The organism is Anaeromassilibacillus sp. Marseille-P3371 (genome assembly GCF_900169665.1).
Classification (GTDB): Bacteria; Bacillota; Clostridia; order Oscillospirales; family Acutalibacteraceae; genus Anaeromassilibacillus.
Window position 1 is genome coordinate 2,239,174 of the sequence record NZ_LT835157.1, and the last position, 16,148, is coordinate 2,255,321.

At 51.5% G+C, this 16,148-nt stretch carries 13 protein-coding genes; 3 read left to right on the forward strand and 10 right to left on the reverse strand.

The features are described 5' to 3' along the window. The first annotated feature begins 134 nt into the window (after positions 1-134). From B9Y59_RS09315 to B9Y59_RS09325, 3 genes are read left to right on the forward strand one after another with little or no spacing between them, the layout of a single operon-like run. The gene (locus tag B9Y59_RS09315; RefSeq protein ID WP_085533091.1) at positions 135-509 is read left to right on the forward strand and encodes a GntR family transcriptional regulator; all 375 of its coding nucleotides are present in this window, start codon (positions 135-137) and stop codon (positions 507-509) included. A gap of 9 nt (positions 510-518) precedes the next feature. Further along, positions 519-1,388 (forward strand): ABC transporter ATP-binding protein, encoded by an 870-nt coding sequence (locus tag B9Y59_RS09320; protein ID WP_085533093.1) that lies wholly within the window; start codon positions 519-521, stop codon positions 1,386-1,388. Beyond that, positions 1,385-2,011, forward strand: coding sequence for an ABC-2 transporter permease (locus B9Y59_RS09325; protein ID WP_085533095.1), 627 nt, complete (start codon positions 1,385-1,387; stop codon positions 2,009-2,011). The genes B9Y59_RS09320 and B9Y59_RS09325 overlap by 4 nt, the downstream gene beginning before the upstream one ends. A 188-nt stretch (positions 2,012-2,199) precedes the next feature. Here B9Y59_RS09325 and B9Y59_RS16200 read toward each other — a convergent pair whose 3' ends face one another. The 10 genes from B9Y59_RS16200 to B9Y59_RS09375 all read right to left on the reverse strand — a co-directional run bounded on the left by B9Y59_RS16200 (position 2,200) and on the right by B9Y59_RS09375 (position 16,136). Beyond that, positions 2,200-3,468, reverse strand: a complete 1,269-nt coding sequence (locus B9Y59_RS16200) for a DUF4253 domain-containing protein (protein WP_242967281.1) — start codon at positions 3,466-3,468, stop codon at positions 2,200-2,202. A gap of 16 nt (positions 3,469-3,484) precedes the next feature. Then, positions 3,485-6,610: a suppressor of fused domain protein gene (locus tag B9Y59_RS09330; protein WP_242967282.1), complete on the reverse strand. Its 3,126-nt coding sequence runs from the start codon at positions 6,608-6,610 to the stop codon at positions 3,485-3,487. 434 nt (positions 6,611-7,044) lie between these two features. After that, complete coding sequence (locus B9Y59_RS16420) at positions 7,045-7,173, reverse strand: NADAR family protein (RefSeq protein WP_256366517.1); 129 nt, start codon at positions 7,171-7,173, stop codon at positions 7,045-7,047. Positions 7,174-7,594: 421 nt separating this feature from the next. Continuing rightward, positions 7,595-7,726: a hypothetical protein gene (locus B9Y59_RS09340; protein WP_442856154.1), complete on the reverse strand. Its 132-nt coding sequence runs from the start codon at positions 7,724-7,726 to the stop codon at positions 7,595-7,597. A gap of 112 nt (positions 7,727-7,838) precedes the next feature. Next, positions 7,839-8,438: a hypothetical protein gene (locus tag B9Y59_RS09345; protein WP_085533097.1), complete on the reverse strand. Its 600-nt coding sequence runs from the start codon at positions 8,436-8,438 to the stop codon at positions 7,839-7,841. Between the two features lie 35 nt (positions 8,439-8,473). Further along, a complete protein-coding gene (locus B9Y59_RS09350) occupies positions 8,474-9,436 on the reverse strand; it encodes an NTF2 fold immunity protein (protein ID WP_085533099.1) in 963 nt (320 codons plus the stop codon). Positions 9,437-9,449: 13 nt separating this feature from the next. Next, entirely contained in the window at positions 9,450-9,776 is a 327-nt protein-coding gene (locus tag B9Y59_RS09355; protein WP_085533101.1) for a DUF5713 family protein, read from the reverse strand. Positions 9,777-9,794: 18 nt separating this feature from the next. Further along, positions 9,795-13,010 (reverse strand): DUF4241 domain-containing protein, encoded by a 3,216-nt coding sequence (locus B9Y59_RS16785; protein ID WP_242967283.1) that lies wholly within the window; start codon positions 13,008-13,010, stop codon positions 9,795-9,797. A 981-nt stretch (positions 13,011-13,991) separates the two neighbouring features. Continuing rightward, positions 13,992-14,708 (reverse strand): hypothetical protein, encoded by a 717-nt coding sequence (locus B9Y59_RS09370; protein ID WP_085533105.1) that lies wholly within the window; start codon positions 14,706-14,708, stop codon positions 13,992-13,994. A 27-nt stretch (positions 14,709-14,735) separates the two neighbouring features. Next, positions 14,736-16,136: a DUF6138 family protein gene (locus tag B9Y59_RS09375; RefSeq protein ID WP_085533107.1), complete on the reverse strand. Its 1,401-nt coding sequence runs from the start codon at positions 16,134-16,136 to the stop codon at positions 14,736-14,738. Positions 16,137-16,148: the final 12 nt, after the last annotated feature.

Genomic DNA, 16,148 nt, shown 5'->3' on the forward strand with positions numbered 1-16,148 from the left:
AAACCGATTTTGGGAAGTATTTTATCCATTCCTGTTGGAAAAAAGAGAAATCACACAAATCTATTGACAAAGCTGGTTCCGTGTTATATTGTATATATAGTACATATACAATATAACATGGAAGAAGGGATTGGGTGGACATCCATATCAGCAATTCCAGCGGCATTCCCATCTACGAACAACTGGTCACACAGATCAAAAATTTAATTTTGAACGGCGTATTGCAGGATGGAGAAGCTCTTCCCTCCATGCGCCTGCTTGCAAAGGAGCTGCGTATCAGTGTAATTACAACCAAGCGTGCTTACGAAGAGCTGGAACGTGAGGGATTTCTGTACACGGTGGTAGGGAAAGGAAGTTTTGTCGCTGTTAAAAATGCGGAACTCTTCCGAGAGCAGCAGCGCCGTATTGTGGAGGATTCCCTCGGGAAAGCTGTCGAATCCGCCAAAACATATGGTATTACCTTGGAAGAGCTACAAGAATCGCTTTCGATCTTATATGGAGAGGACTGAACCGGATCTATGGAAAAAGTATGTTTAGAGATTCAAAATCTGACAAAGCGTTACGACAACAGCTCGTTTTGTCTGGACCATTTAAATCTTCAACTTCCATATGGAAGTGTCATGGGGTTAATCGGAGAAAATGGAGCTGGAAAAACAACAGCAATCAAGTTAATTCTCAATTTGATCCGCCGGGATGAGGGAAGTGTAAAGCTTTTTGGCCTGGATAACATTCGTGATGAGGAAGCCATAAAGCAACAAATTGGCGTGGTCTTTGATGAAAATCATTTTCATGAGATTTTTACTCCAACGGATATTGCAAAAATCATGCGAAATCTCTATCAGAAATGGGACGACAATCTGTTTCAGCAGTATCTCAGACAGTTCCAGCTGCCTGTAAACAAACCGGTCAAAACCTATTCCCGTGGAATGAAAGTCAAGCTGTCGATCGCTGCGGCACTGGCCCACCATCCCAAACTGCTCCTATTAGATGAGCCGACCAGCGGTCTTGACCCCATTGTGCGCGACGAAATTCTATCCATTTTTTTCGATTTCATCCAAGATGAAGAACACACCATTCTCATGTCTTCCCACATAACAGGCGATTTGGAAAAAATCGCGGACTATATCACCTTTTTACACAGGGGAACCCTGATATTTAGCGGAATTAAGGACGATCTTTTGGACCGCCATGGAATCGTAAAATGTACTTCTAAGGATCTTCAACATATTGATCCCAAGTGGATCGTCAAGCGGCGTGTAGGGCCCTTTGGTTGTGAAGCATTGGTCAACAACAAAGCAATGATTCACCGGTTATATCCGGAACTCTTGATCGACAACGCCACCCTGGAAGAAATCATGTTATTCTATGTGAAGGGAGAAGAAAAATGACTGGGTTGATCTGCAAGGACTTGGTCCTTATTAAAAGAAGTATGGGTTCAACCATTTTAATCTTAGCCTTTCTTGTGGTTCTCTTCAGCACCATGATGGGGATTGCCGCCGGCATGGCAATGATTCCCATCGTATTTGCGATGATGATCCTCAGCACCTTTATCCTAGATGACTCTGCAAAATGGGACGCCTTCGCTTTGAGCACTCCCATGGCCAAGCGGCGAATGGTGCTATCAAAGTATTGCACCTCTATGGTTTTAATCCTGATGGGGGCCACCTTCTCAGTCATTGTCGCTGGAATTGCGCTGATGTTACGGGGGAACGTTTGGTCCCTGGAGGTTACCTTTACCTTGTTGGCCTCGGTTGGAGCTGCTTGTTGTATGAATGCCTTCCTATTGCCTTTGGCATATCGATTCGGCGCGGAACGGGCCCGTGTCGTTTTAATGATTTTAATTTTTGTACCAATCTGCTTTGCAGCTCTCATGAAAGAACAATTCCCTACTGTTTCGATGAGCGACACAGAGGTCGGCCTTATCTTTGTAAATCTCTCCATCCTGGGAATCCTACTTTTCTTTCCATCCTATTTTATTTCCAAGGCAATCTACATGCGTAAAGAATTCTAAAATTATGGACTCTATTCCAGCATAAATGGTTTTAAATCGGAACAACCGGTAAGGTTACTCGTGTCAATCGTAACCTTACCGGTTGTTCGCTTTGTACCTATTTTTCCTAGCCTGTTTCTATTCAAAATTTCCCATAAGCCCTTGCTTTTTTAAAGGCCCCAAGCATACTGTCACAGAATCAATCGTCCTCAATCCCACCAAAAGTACCAAGCGCGGGACTGACGCAAGCTGTCCGCCAACATTCCGACGGTTGCATCCGGCGGTCCTTGATCTACCACATCTGGACAAAAGGCATACTGTTCTTGCGCCAACTCCATGGCCCGTTCTTTCGGAACCGGAGCTGGAACGGTAAGTTCCAAGGCATCGTGTGTAATCACTGCTGGTCTTGCTCCATACTGTTCAAACCAATATTTTGTAACTGCCATCAATTCCGGCGTATCTGGACACTCATTCCATCCACCAAAGGGAAGGTAAGCAAATACTTCCCACGGATTCTTTACCGGGATTTCAGCCAAAAGCAGCGGCAATGTCTGTTCCGCAGGATAGTCCCAATAGCCTAAAAATTCATCATTTCCCTCTCCGTTCGCCATTTCCCCGAGAATCTCTCCGCTCCAGTCCAAGTCATCGTCCTGCGCCTCTTCTTTGCGCTCCTGCAGCATGCGCTCCAGTACGGCCTTTCCATCCAACATCGAGTCTGTAAGTGCGGTCTGTCGGTACTTTGCCACCTCTTCCTTATCAAAAACATCGTCTGCTCCATCACAATCCCCCTCAGAATTTAGGAGCAAACACTCCCACAGGGTGTCATCTACGGCCACCAACATGGGCACAAAACCTTCTTGCTGGCCACGCTTACAAGCATCCTGATATGCAAGTTCGATGGGGGTGTCACTCTTCATGGGCGGTAAATACAAACAAGGACAATGCAAATAATCCATCATCTCTTCCGCAAGAGACGGAAGGGTCGATTCCCTTTTCCTTGTTTTAGCGGATTCCAACTGCCATTCTTCCCAGCGATGCTCGATGACTTTGGAAATTGCCTGGTAATAGTCCTCGTTAAAAGGGACAAACAGATAAGCCTCATCCTGAAATCCGTTCGAATGATAACGCTTCTCTCCAAAATATTCCATCGCATAAGAATCAATATCCGATGGGAAATACGGTTTACTGCCATCGCCATAATAATGCCGTGCAAACGCACAGCCTATCTCATCAAAGTAGGGGTACAGCAACCGGCCGTGGAGCTCATCACGCACAAATTCTCGCAAATCTATGTCCCAGGGACTCTTTTGGATTTTCTCCACTACAGCAGAATACCGGTGCAAAAATTCCTTGCTCATTCGGCTGTGTTCGATACACCAACGCAGATAAATTGCCAAATGGTTATAGGCTGTTCGTTCATCCACCTGTAATTGCTTCTCCCGAATACTTTCCAAGTGCCAAGCTGCATCATCCATCATTTGTTCCAGAATCTCCTCATCGGGATTTACAAACATTCGGGCGTTCAGTATCTACCAAAAAGCTGATTCCCTCCATCTTGTCAAGCAGTGCGTCTGCATCGTGCGATGTTTTATATTCCATCTCTTCTGCATAAAGTGGAATCACTTGATAAAAATGGACAGCATCCCCATTGGGAAGTACCGCTTTCTCCGCTCCATCCTCCACATTTTGAGGATCAATCAGTATAACGCCTTGTAATTCCGTATTCGCCGCATATGGTTCTTGATTATCCACAGTATGTCCCCAGCCTAACCACGTATCATAGGTCATCGGTAAACGAGCCAATTGCTTTAACAGCCGGATCGGCCAATACCAGCATTCATCCTCTTCCCCCAGCCTCCAATCTTTTGGCAAACAAATCGCCAATTCCGCACGCTCTAGATGGCTGGCGGAGAGCTCTTCTGGTATCTTCATCCGGTGAGCGCCCATTCCCATGGTTACCAAGGTGTAATAGTCCCGCGTATCTTTGGGAGGCACAATACAGATGTCCACATGGATGTCCGGTGAAACCAGCTCATGGAACACATTGTCGAACTCTCCAAAGTATCTTTCGATATGCTGTTCCACCGCAGACATCTCATCTCCGGTATAAAGCTCCGGTTCTCCACCCTCCTCCGAGGACCAGAAAGCCCCCTCCTTTTCCGTTCCGTCCGGGTTCAGGAAGATCTGGAAGTACTGTCCATTATCGGTTATTTGATAGAGCAGGCCGATGTGGTAGTCCAACCCCACCAGCACGGTGTCTAACTTTGCTGCTCTGCCGTCCGGGTGGTTCCGTTCCAGCCACCGACCATCCTGAAGCCAGCCCTTCAGCTGTTCCAGCCAATCCGTATACAGCTTGGACATCCCGGCCTCGTTCATCTGGAACATGAGGTCAAAGGTATGACCACTCACCGCATAGGGAAACTGGGTGAAAGGTGCATTAGGAGTGTACTGTTCCGGTTTCGGGCCAAAGATATTCCAAAAACGCTCCAGCCCTTCTTCATTCACTGTAATACAGGAGATGGAGCGCTGTTTATCATCGGCGTCCTCGTCCAATCCCTGTTGGAGGATTTGGTCCGCATCGGGATTGATCCAGTGGTACTCCATCTGTTCCAGTGGTGCTCCGTCCTCGATCTCTTTTTTCAAGGTCAGGAACTCATAATCACCGGGTTCCAGTGCAAGGCCGTGGGCCACTGCCTCTAAAGCACCTGCTTTATCACCAAAATGCGCCCGCAACTTTCCCACTTGCAGCCAGATCCATGGGTAGTCCGGCTCTTCCCGGATACCCCGCTCCGCGTAGTCCAACGCTTCTTCCAACTGACTGCAGTACATCAGGGCTACCGAGTAGCGGTAGTACCACATGGCACAGCCCTTTGCGTTTTTCTCCGAATCCTTCATCCATTGGGCTGCCTTGTAGTAGTACCGGTACACATCCAGATTATTGCAGGCGAAGGAGTACCATAGGGCGATTTGGAGATCCTGCTGGGCCTGCCTTTGGGTAAATTTCTTCTCCTGCACGCCCTGCTCGATAAAGTTGTCCAGCCATTGGAGCATTTTCCCAAAATAGCCCGATATACCTTCGTCAAAGGACCTCAGCGTTTCAATATCCTCCGCCGACAGCAGGGAACCGGTCTCCGGGTCTACTTCCGGTTCTCCCTCCTGTTCCCACAGGCGGACCGCCCCCACATCCCGGCGGAACACATGGAAGCCGCCCCAGGTCAGTTCGGTGCCGGCAAAAAATTCCTTGGCCGCGTCCAGCACAGCAGGCAGATCCCAGGCGATGAAGTCCAGATACCCGTAATACAGACCAGTGGCCCCGCCCAGAAAGGTGACCGCATCATCTCCGGCATGTTCCTGAATGGCTTCTTGTAGGGTATCCCGGAACTGCAAGATCTGCTCTGCCCGCTTTTCTCCTTTAAAACCAGCCAGGGGGTAACACAAGAAGCCTGCTACGATGCCGTCCCTTTGGTAGTCATCCATGGTGCTGCTCTCGGCGCTCATGTACTCGTTAATGAGAACCGGTAACCGAGCGGAACCAGTGTAGATGTCCAGCCGCCAGTCGGCATCCGGGTCCTCTACCGGCTTCAGCTCATAGCCAATATAGCTATTGTCCAGGTATTCCTGGGCATCGTCCCAAAGGGTGTATTCCATATCCCGGAGGGTTTTAGGTAGAGAGGACAGCAGGACGGACGCCCCCTCTTGGGGCTGCTCCACAACCTCTAAGTCGTTGATGAGCGCAATGGAGGACACCTCTCCCAAAACCTGATCGGTGAGCGTGTAGACCAGCCACCATGCTTTTTCTGCATCATCCTTCATAAGAGGCTGCAGCTTTTCGCAGTACAGGGTCAGGGAGATCCGGTCCTCCTTCTTCTCTATCCAGACCTGCACATCCTCCGGCCGTATCTCTGTTTCTCCCGCCCGGAGATAGAATCCCTCAGACGTTTGGCGCCCCACTAGGATGTTCCAGTGCTCCAGCACAGATGCCGGTGCATGACGCTGGAAGTAAGTGAGGGGGAACAGTCCAGCCCTGTGTCCCTCGGCAGTGAGGATCAGTTCATACTTTTCCCCGTTGAAACCCAACTCAAAGGCAGGGGAAGAGAAAGCCATCTCCAGCGCATCGCTGCACTTTGCCATCAGCTCCTCGCCCCGCTCCCGCATTTCGTCGGTGTCCATTATATGGCGCAGCTCTGCTTCAATCCCAGCAAAAGCAGCCCAAGCTTCCTCCGTCCTCTGCCGGAAGTCCTTCTCAAACTGGGGCAGGGCCAGCCGGCGGCGGCAATCGTCGATGAATGTCTGGGTGTCCTCGTCGCCGGGACGAGCCGCCAGCGCCTGTTCAAAATACCGCAGCGCAGGACCCTCCTGGTCTAAATAGTAATAGGCATAGCCCATGCGGAAATTCCAGCAGTGGTCGCCCTCGAAATATTCTTCGTGGCGTTCCAGCAGATCAATAGACTTCTGGAACAGCTCCCGATCCCCCGGTTCTGCCAAATTGCTATATGCCCTGGCCAGCTCACTGTCCATTTCGGGCGTACGCTCCCCGGCAGGGATGTCCTCCAACGCGTCGATGATTTTCTGAAATTCATCGTTTTCATTCCACCTCTGGCATTGTTCCAGCAAACTCATAGATGATACCTCCTTTATCTATTGTGGTTGTTCTATCATATCGTTTTTCACGGAGTGTTTCCGCACTCCTTTGTTATCGTCAATGTTGTTTATTCATAAGGTTCACACCTCTGTATTCCAGTCGCACAGCATTTGATTTTGTGCCACCCGGAGCAGCTCATCCCGCACCTCCATCAGCACAAAGTTCAGAAGGTTTTGTCTCCGACACTTCTGCGGGCCCCGGGCCTCCGGTGAACTGGCCGATAGTCGAATGCCTCAGATTTATTGTAAGGGTTGGCCTCTACCAGCACACTGTGCCCGATTGAGGGCAGGAACTCCCGAGGCGAACGTTTCTGGCTGAATTCACACCAGTTTCCGTTGAGTACGACGGAGTATTTGAACCTTATATCACACCGCCTGGTCAAAGCCCCCATTTTGCAGCTCAGGGTTTTGATCTACTTGGGGGCGCTACATTTGAGGCTTTGCCCCCGGATTCCCTGATCGCCAAACAATTCCGCTTTGTCGGCCATCATGTACTGCTCCATGCAGAGATAGGCGTCAACTTCGACATAGAAGTCCACCATTCACCACTTGCTGAGGGAACTCTTTATCATGCTGCCGTCCTGAGAGAACTGATGGCCCCAGAACAGGCACTGCTCCTACTTTCGCTCGGCGGCAAACTTCTGTTGAAAGCACTGTCTGGTGTACTCAGGTTAGCCCTACAGTTGCCCAACATCCACACAGAACTCTCCATATCCAGTGCCTTGTCGGTGTCCTCATTGTCCCACCATCCCTTCCAGGGTCCCGGCTCTGGGAACAGTATGCGGTATTCCGCCCGTTCTTCCTGCATGAGAGGGTATCCAGACAATCGCTGAGCCGAACTACGGAATCCTCCCCATAGCCCATGCGCCAGCCGATGGAGCATCGCTCGATCTACCGGTGCGCCAGCCAGGGGAAGGCATGGCGTCCTTATTTTGTAATGCTATGGTACTTTGTCCTTGCTTGTCAGATTTGGCGCAGTTCTTTCTTAATATCCAGCAGCGCGCCTTTCAGGGAAATGATCTGCGCCAGTTCTGTTTCGGTCAGGTTTTTCAGAAAGATGCCGTATTCGTCCGAATGTCCGCCCACAAACTCCATTTTAGGTCTTCCGATTTGCTGGGGTCCGTGATCCACAGCCAGGGCTCTCCCATCGCCCAAAACCGTGTAAGGGTAAGAACTTGGCCGTTGTAAATTACTTTCTATTCCATCCTCATCTCTCCTGCATTTTCTTCAGCAACTTCACAATCCGCTTTCGGTTCTTTGAGGTTTTCATGAAGGTCGGGAGGTGATCAGCCTGAGTTTTCCTTGGGATGCTGAACGGTTTTTCTCTCAAATCGGCGCTGAGATAGCCGATCAGATAGGCAAGATGTTCTCGGTTGAGTGCCCAGACCGGTTTCCCCTGAAAGGAGGTCAGGAACCACAGCTCCAGACCGAAATAGGGTTCCTTCCCGTCCTTGATCTCAGCGATATAGGCGTATGCTTCCGCTGTTTTATGTACTTTGCCCGGCATCATGGTCCCACAGTGGGGGCAGGCCACATGGAGCACCGGAAAGTGCTGCTTTGCCTCATCTTTTATATCCATCCGGTAATACCGGCCGCAGTTCCTGCATTGGTTATGGACATCATAGCGGTAAATCGTCCGCTCGCGGGTTTCCTGATGGCCGCAGTTGTAGCAGCGGAAATAGGCATAGTCCTTATCCGCAGTTACAATCCCAGGACCGTGACATTTGGAGCATTTCACCTGAATGCCGGTGGTGAGGGCGCTGTAGGCACTATGAGTAAAATAAGGCTCATCGACCATTCGGCGCATACACCCATACACTCCCTTTCATCAATCCTGCTATTTTATAATCCTACCCGCTGCCAGCCGTCCAGACGCATCTGCACTGTATCGATCTTCCAGTCGTTGTCCGTCCGCTTCATCAAAAAGCGGCGCTCAAAGCCTGTATCTTCCTCTCTGGTGTAGATGTAAAGTTTATTCCGGGTGATCTGTTCTGCATCAACAAATTTCTCTCTGCTGTAAGTCCCATGTAGGCTATATGAGAGGCTTAGAGGACGGTAACCCGGACGGGGCTTTTCACTCACATAGGTTTTCCAGATCACCAGTAAGTGGGGCATGACCTGGTCATCCTCAAACTCGGCTTGCTCTGCATATTGTTCCCATACAGTCATTTTCTCAAAGAAAGCAGACAGGACTCTGCGGCATTCCTTCGCCGCCTGCTCGTCTAGAACGGTGGGCCTTTTGGCCTTCTCCCGCTGTATCTGGGAGAAATATTCCATCTGTTCCCTGGTAAATTGCTCATGGACGATGGGTTCGATCCGGCTGTTGCTGGCAATAGCCAGCAGACCTTCATAGGTAATTGCAGTGTAGTCGATCTGGATGTGGGTGAGCTTGGGGATGGAGGCCGCCTGGAGAAGGCCGTCATCATCCAGCCCGGTGTGGTTCAGGGCCAGGAGGTCGATCTTGCAATCCCGCAGGGCGGACAGGCCGCTGCCATTGATGGCGGTATTGCCGTCCAGCAGCAGGTAACGCAACTTGGGCATGGTGGCAAAGATGGGAAAACAAGCATCGGTGAGCGCCCCATTCTCCACGCTGAAGTTAACTATATTCTTGAGCCCCACAAGTGGGGCAAGCAACTCATCCGTCACCGGGTATCCCTTCACATGAAAGCCCACCAGGGTATATCTGGCCAAGCGCTCCATGATCTCCATGGTCAGTTCCGGGATCTCAAATTGTTTCTCCCCGTTCAGGATCAGGATACCCTTTTCCCAGTCCGCTGTCCGTGCCCGTTTCGGCCATTCTGTCATTGCTGTACCTCCTTTACCAATCCCTCTCCCGGATAGCCTCCTCTATATCGATCGGGATGCCGAACCGCTCCAGAATATAAGCCACTGTTTCCCCGATGCAGTCCCGGGCCACGGTCTCGATTTCGCTGTCGTTCTCGTCGAACTCATCCTGCAAGTCGTTGATGGCGCAGACCACTTCGTCCAACTTTTCCTGCACGGCCTCGGTATCCGTCTCGCCATTCTCCAATAGGTCGATGACCTTTTGAAGCTCGTTTTTTACCTTGTCCACCAAAAAATCGGGGAAATATTCGTCCTCGTACATCTCATCCAGAAGCTGGTAATTAGAATCAAATGCTTTCATTTTGTTTATTCCTCTCCATCACGCATCATAACTCTCTGCAATATCAATAAAATGGATATACACTCCGCAGACCTCGCCTTGGGCATCATAGCCGAAATATACCGGGTAGACTCCATCGCCCCAGCCGGAGGCAAAAATGGGGAGGCCGCAGTCTGTTTCCGGCACTGTCCAGTTGAGCCAGTCGCCGCCCGCGCTCTGGTACTTGGGATGTGTTTTAGCGTTCTCCTCCAGCAAGTCACAGAACAAATCATTGTAGGGGTCGATGTCCTCATCCTCATCTAGACGTTTGGCCCAGTAGGCTTTGAAGGCTTCCTGCGTCCGGATGTCCGCAATACAGCCCATACCGGCGTCCACACCGAAGCCGAAAAAATCACCGTCCTCCAGTTTCCCATCCAGATCTTCATTGCCCACCATGCCCAGCTCGTACTGGATCGGCTTTTGGCCGCTAACCACTACCTTGACGCAGGCATAACGGTCTCCGTACTTCTCGCTTGGGACCACGCAGATCTGTAACGGGTAGTTCCCGGCGGGAATGGTCTGGAGATAGGGCCTGGCGTCCTCCAGTTCCACCAGCGGGTCGCACGCAAAGACCATCCCCGTAGGGAAGCGGACTGTGCCCATTTCCAGCACATCCACCATCCTATTCCCAATGACCTTTTCTGTGAAATAGGCATCCAGGTCGATCTTGCAGGACAATCTGTCCTTGATTGCTTCATATTGTTTCAACCATTCTGTTGTTGGCATCTCGTTTTCTCCTTTCTGCTCCGAACCGTTTTCCAACGCCACCCGGATGATGGGCCGGAAGAAGTCATAGTCATTGTTAAGTTCCTCGTCCTCCCGCACCTCCGGCTTGGCGTGAGGGGAACAGGGCAGATATCCCAACAGTGGCCCCATGCCGCCACAGATATTACATCCGCCGTCCCCGCCACAGGTGGTTAAAGCGTCAGCCTCCACCACCTCCCTCATATAGGGGTCGTAACCGATGGACAGGCCAAAGAAGTTGGGTTCTTCCATGTCATAGGGGCCGTCACCGCCCTGTTCTTCAAAATGGTGGATGTGCATAGCGCCGTCCAACCCATCACCCCAAGGGAACAGGGTGCGGCATCCGCCGCCGCAGAGGTAAGCCCACTCATCCACTGTAGGCAGGGAGAAATCCTGCTGCCGAAGCCACTCCCGCAGGCGGGAATAGGTCACCGAATGGGAGAGCCATGCCTGCCACATATCCTCTTTCCGTTCAAAGCGGGCGTGACCCACCAGCGCAAGACTGTCCCGACCGGTGGCGGCAAATTCTCGAAAGGATTCCAGCCACTCCGGGCGAAGCCGTGGATCATCCAGATTCACCGGTTCCCAGCCGATCTCCTCCAATTCTCTGCCCACCAGCATGGGGCCGATGGCTGCCTGCCGCACCGGGGCCATTCCCTTTCGGAAAAAGTGCTCCGGGGAACCGTCATATTCGATCTCTTGGAAAATGTAGTTCAGTTCCTCCTGCCCCTCTCGATTTAGCCCCACAGCAAACTGTTCCCAGCCCAGGGTGACGGTATCGCCGGGGACGAAGATGAACTCCCGGCCATCCCGTTCAAAAACACCGGTAGTGCAACACTGACCCCAGCGGTCAAAGAGTTCCAGGCGTAAAAATTTTAAGTCATATCGCTCTGCCAGCCGTTCCATCAGCGTCCGTTTTTCCTCTTGAGAGAGCTGATCGAACTGGGGACGGAGTAGCGGGTGTCCTGCACCGGATCTGTCATCACATCTCTCCTGTGGCGATTCTGACTCCTCTCCCGGCAAAAAGAAGGGCAGATCTGGGTACACCTCCCGGTACTCCTGCCAGGGTTCCATCTTGTGGGGCTTATTCGCTGTCCGCAAAAACCCCCAGAAGTCGGTGGGGTAGTGGAACACTGGCCCTACTCGATCACGCCGGGTAACAATGACTACGGTACCGTCGGTGAGCATTCCGATGTGCTGCATTTTTTCGCCGCCGAACATTCCCGGACGAATGCGGAGTACCTCCCGCGTGGTCATGTTGATGAGCTGGGCAAAGTCATCGGATAGGATTTCCCCGTTCCCCTGTACCAATAGCCAGTCCTCGGTAAACCAGCGCAGCTTCAGATCCTCGCCCATTCCAGGCAAGGCGGCAATACGGCAGCGCCCGGTGTCCATATCCAGTTCCAGCAGACATTCCTCGATCCGCCCTTTGCCGCTGACCCCGTGGATCATATAGATACATCCCGTGCCGGGGACGGGGACTGCTTCTGAAAGATGGTCGTATCCGTCCAGACGGAAAGGATGCTCTGTCACCTGACCATTCTCCCAACGGTAAACGGTTCCTTTATACCACTGGTTGGAGAAGTACACCCGGCCCAGACCATCCGCTACAATACCACAGTGGTACTTGCCGCTCCAATCGTCCTTGGGCAGCCTCCAGTTCTGTACGTCCTTCCGGGTGCCCCGATCGGTCAGTTCGATCCGGGTGGCATTATGGGGGTCCCCCACCCAGAGGGAATTTCCGATCCACCGGAGAGACCTGGGCGGGCCGTCATAGGCAATGGGAGATGGTTCAAACCAGTTCAGGTTGGCCGGATTTTTCCCCACCAAAGCCCGTCCAATGTCACTGCCGCCGCTCCTGGCCGCGCCGTAGACGCCCAACTCCGGGGAATAGGAGAGACTGCACAGAGTTGGCAGGCTTCTGGCCCGGGTCACCTGGGGCGGGCGGCGGCGAAGGTCGGCTATGCAGCCGTTCAGCCAGTTCTCTCTATTTTGCGGTTTCCACACTCCAGCTGCAAAGTCCCCCGCCAGGGAGTTGAAGAAATAGTCATATTCGTCTTCCAGGATGTATTCCTCACAGGGCATGACCGCGCCGGGGTCCTGCTCCTTGGCATGGTCCCCCCACTTGCGCCGGGGCTGCTTCATCAGTCGGCAATACTGTCCCCTCTGTTTGCAAAACACCTCAAACTCCTCCCGCTCTGCTTCGGGGATCAAGACAAAGAGGTAAATGTCCTCCCCGTCCAGGTCATAGAGCGCCCAGCCGAAGGTGGAGAGCTCCTGCCCCAGAGCGGCTACGCCCTGTTCGTGGGAGAGCTTCATATATTGGACGCCAACCGTTTCAAACCGCTCATCCAGCAGCGCCGGGATTTTCACTCCCCATTTTTCACGAAGCTCCGCCAGGGTGTCCTGTACGGCTCCGTCATATTTCAGAATATCCAGCGCATCCGCTGTGATCTGCGCGAAGTCTGACATTGTTTGGCCTCCTTATACAAATTGTCCTTCTATTTCTTCCGCTTCTGACAAATAATCTACATGCACAGGGATATCTCCCAAAAAACGCAATAATATGCCCCAACGGTCCTCCTGCGGGAAAGAGACAAGCCTGAAAGTGCAGGCTCCATTCTATTCCATCATAAAATAGCTATTGAAAGTTCCTCCATTTAGGATGGAGCGTACTGCAATCCAAGTTCCTCAGAGTTCTTTACAACTGGTACTCGAATCTCATTTTCCGCTTTTGAAAGATATTCTCGTCAGTATCAAATGATAGAACGAATAAAACCCAAATTCACTGACGAAAGTTCTTATGTATTCAAAATAATTAAAATCCAATCTCTGTGTCTGCAATCATTTCAGACCAGCCGTGGATGGAATCCGGACCTTCCTGAGGGATCAGTGTCCCTCATTCCAAGTGTGAATTCACCAAAAGGTGTCCCATACCCCTTTACAGATTCACCGCAAGGCCCTGATGTTTACTACAATCAGCATTACACCCAGCAGGAAAGAATTCGCCCACCGTCCGCCTCTTACTTCCTCTCTCAAAGCATCGAACAAGGGTCAATAGGTTTCGCAGATGACTTCGGGGTTTGGCTTTCATTGCTCGTTAAGGGCCACCAGGCAGATAGATCTCCCCTACATCATTTCTTAGGGCCAATGCCCCGTACTTCCCGTCCTTGTCCAACATCACATCGGTGAAAAGGCAGATCGAGAAGCCTTCCGCGGGCAGTTCTTTCTGTAAGACCTCATCGGCCCCCGGTTTAACTTGTCCAGCTAGTCAACTAGCCTCTGCCAGAAGTCCAGAGACAGCACCTTGTCTTCTCTGCAGCCATGACAGTGGAAAATGGCCCTCCAGTTTCTGTGATGCGTCGTAAAATTGACGCCGTACTCTGTCCGCCTTCCACAATAGCAATAATTCTTCTCTTATCCCCTGTGATGTCCTTTCCCTGCACACTACTGCTATTTGCTTTCTTGGTCATTGATAGCCATTGCATCTTTGATCTGTTGTGCTACGGTGTCGATGTAGAGAAAAATGCCGTCTCGGTCGCAATGATACAGATTGGAATAACTCTCACTCTCATTGGGTTGGATGGGATTTGGCTCTACTACCTCGGTGGCCTCTAACAGACCGCATCCCAGCTTCCTCGCTACCGTCAGTGCCTTTTTCAAAACCGCAAGCTGTCCACAGCTCCACAGCGATTCCAAATCCGCGTGGACCTGCGGGTTTTCCTCCATGTTCCGGAGAAGTTGCGCCACCTGCTCTGAGGACAGGTATACCCCGGAGCAATAATTCTCCACAATCCGGTTTTCTGCCGGATTTGGGAAGGAGTAAGGAGTGAGTTGTTCCCAGGGAGTAAAGTACCGCCCATATTCCGGTTTCTGCTCTGCCAGGAAAGAAAAGGCACTCCCCCTGGTATAGTAGTAGGTGCGAAAAAAGCCCTGAATCACAGCAAGATAAAACCCATGGCTCTTGTCGAACAATTCATCCTCTCCGGTATCAGCGCCCACCCGCAGTGTATCGAAATACTTTTGGGCATAGAACGGCTCCATACCGTACCTATTGGCCAGTTTCAGAACCTTTTCTTCCTGACCCAACTTGACCCAATTCAGTGGCGTAAAGTACCACTCGTCCATTTCACTTTGAGAAATAGGATGAAAACTCACGTCATAACCCATAAAAATCCCCTTTCGCCTAAACACACATCATTTCTTATTTGCGATGGGTTGAAAAATCTCTGTATACCTCTCCTTCCATTTCTCCGGGGCCGTCTTAATGACCTTACTGCCGCCGTTCTCCGCAGCCTTCCCCCAGATGGCCCAAAGCACCCCTTGCCAGAGATAGTCCCATGCTTTTTTATCCCGTTTTTCTTTCGCTGGCAGATAATCCTCCAGATGAGCTTTGGCATCCAACAGGGCGTCCAGGCTCTCCTCATTGGCGATCAGGGCGCGAAACTCCTTAGCGGGTTTCAGCTCCTGCATGGATTGGACACCGTGGAACAGCACTGGCATTGACCGAGCGGTAAAGCAGTACTTTTTAAACAGCGCATGAAGAAATTTCTCCTGCAAAGAGGAGTGTTCATCATCACACAGGTCGAGATAGTCGCACACCAGCGGCCACCACGCAGGCCCCTCCAACCCCAAGGCGAACACGGCAAAGGTTCCCGGCATGGCGCATTGCTCATCGGACAGATTGTTATACCACTCAAATTCCCTCATGGCCAGCCGCGCATACCGCTCTATGCTTGTGTGCAATTCTGGGTACTGCACTGCTCGGGCAAATAGCTGGTTGATCCCCTTCTTGGGAAGCCCCTGAATGGGTAGGTAAATCTTCTCTGGTCCCCGGAATTCCACCGAATAACTGCGGGGGAACTCTGTCTGTTCCAGCACCTCACACAGATAGTCCAGCGCCTCCCCATAGCACTCCAGCGTGTTGTCCTTGGCGGTGATGCGGATGGTGGCGAAGGCGTCGTTGGCCGAAGCGGTGAGATGCTCCGTTTTGCGGCGCTGGATGTCTTTGGGCAGCTTGCCGGTCCCATTGTTTTTCAGTTTCTTCACCATATCAGGGCGGAGCTGTGACACAAGGCTAAAATAGTGTTCCGTTGTCACGCTTTCATAGCTGGCCCCATATACGGTGCAGCAAACCGCCACATAACAGGTGAAACGGAGCAAAGATTCATCCACCTCCTCTTGTCGCAACTCCGGGGAAACCACGCAGGACGGATAGGCCATAAAAAAATCCTCTTTTTCTCCAACTATAAAGTATCGCCCCTGCACCTGCGTTTCAATGTACTGTGTCAAGTGGTAGCAGATTTGCTGCCAGCCCACCAGCCGACGCAGAGCATCGCAGAAGGTGACGGCTTCCTTATAAGGAAATCCCTTCAGTGGCAACCGGAAAAGAAAGCGGTCCAGGATCTGGCTAGGGAGAAACGGGGTTCCGCCCTTGCTCCGCACTACCACCGGATAGTCGGAATGGTTTTCACGGGCAGTCCCATCCAGAATGTCCTGAATACACTGGTCCGCGTGCTCCAATACCTCGAGATCGGTGTCCGGCTTATGGATCAAATAATAACGGCCATTTACGCCATCACGCTTTGGCAAACTCATAACTCGATCACC

What these genes read in the sequence shown, in the direction of transcription:
- B9Y59_RS09345 (WP_085533097.1), bottom strand. Translation starts at nt 8,438, where the DNA reads ATGCGCCGAATGGTCGATGAGCCTTATTTTACTCATAGTGCCTACAGC.
- B9Y59_RS16785 (WP_242967283.1), bottom strand. Translation starts at nt 13,010, where the DNA reads ATGTCAGACTTCGCGCAGATCACAGCGGATGCGCTGGATATTCTGAAA.
- B9Y59_RS09355 (WP_085533101.1), bottom strand. Translation starts at nt 9,776, where the DNA reads ATGAAAGCATTTGATTCTAATTACCAGCTTCTGGATGAGATGTACGAG.
- B9Y59_RS09350 (WP_085533099.1), bottom strand. Translation starts at nt 9,436, where the DNA reads ATGACAGAATGGCCGAAACGGGCACGGACAGCGGACTGGGAAAAGGGT.
- B9Y59_RS09320 (WP_085533093.1), top strand. Translation starts at nt 519, where the DNA reads ATGGAAAAAGTATGTTTAGAGATTCAAAATCTGACAAAGCGTTACGAC.
- B9Y59_RS09325 (WP_085533095.1), top strand. Translation starts at nt 1,385, where the DNA reads ATGACTGGGTTGATCTGCAAGGACTTGGTCCTTATTAAAAGAAGTATG.
- B9Y59_RS09340 (WP_442856154.1), bottom strand. Translation starts at nt 7,726, where the DNA reads ATGGAGTTTGTGGGCGGACATTCGGACGAATACGGCATCTTTCTGAAA.
- B9Y59_RS09370 (WP_085533105.1), bottom strand. Translation starts at nt 14,708, where the DNA reads ATGGGTTATGACGTGAGTTTTCATCCTATTTCTCAAAGTGAAATGGAC.
- B9Y59_RS09330 (WP_242967282.1), bottom strand. Translation starts at nt 6,610, where the DNA reads ATGAGTTTGCTGGAACAATGCCAGAGGTGGAATGAAAACGATGAATTT.
- B9Y59_RS09375 (WP_085533107.1), bottom strand. Translation starts at nt 16,136, where the DNA reads ATGAGTTTGCCAAAGCGTGATGGCGTAAATGGCCGTTATTATTTGATC.
- B9Y59_RS16420 (WP_256366517.1), bottom strand. Translation starts at nt 7,173, where the DNA reads ATGGTGGACTTCTATGTCGAAGTTGACGCCTATCTCTGCATGGAGCAG.
- B9Y59_RS16200 (WP_242967281.1), bottom strand. Translation starts at nt 3,468, where the DNA reads ATGATGGATGATGCAGCTTGGCACTTGGAAAGTATTCGGGAGAAGCAA.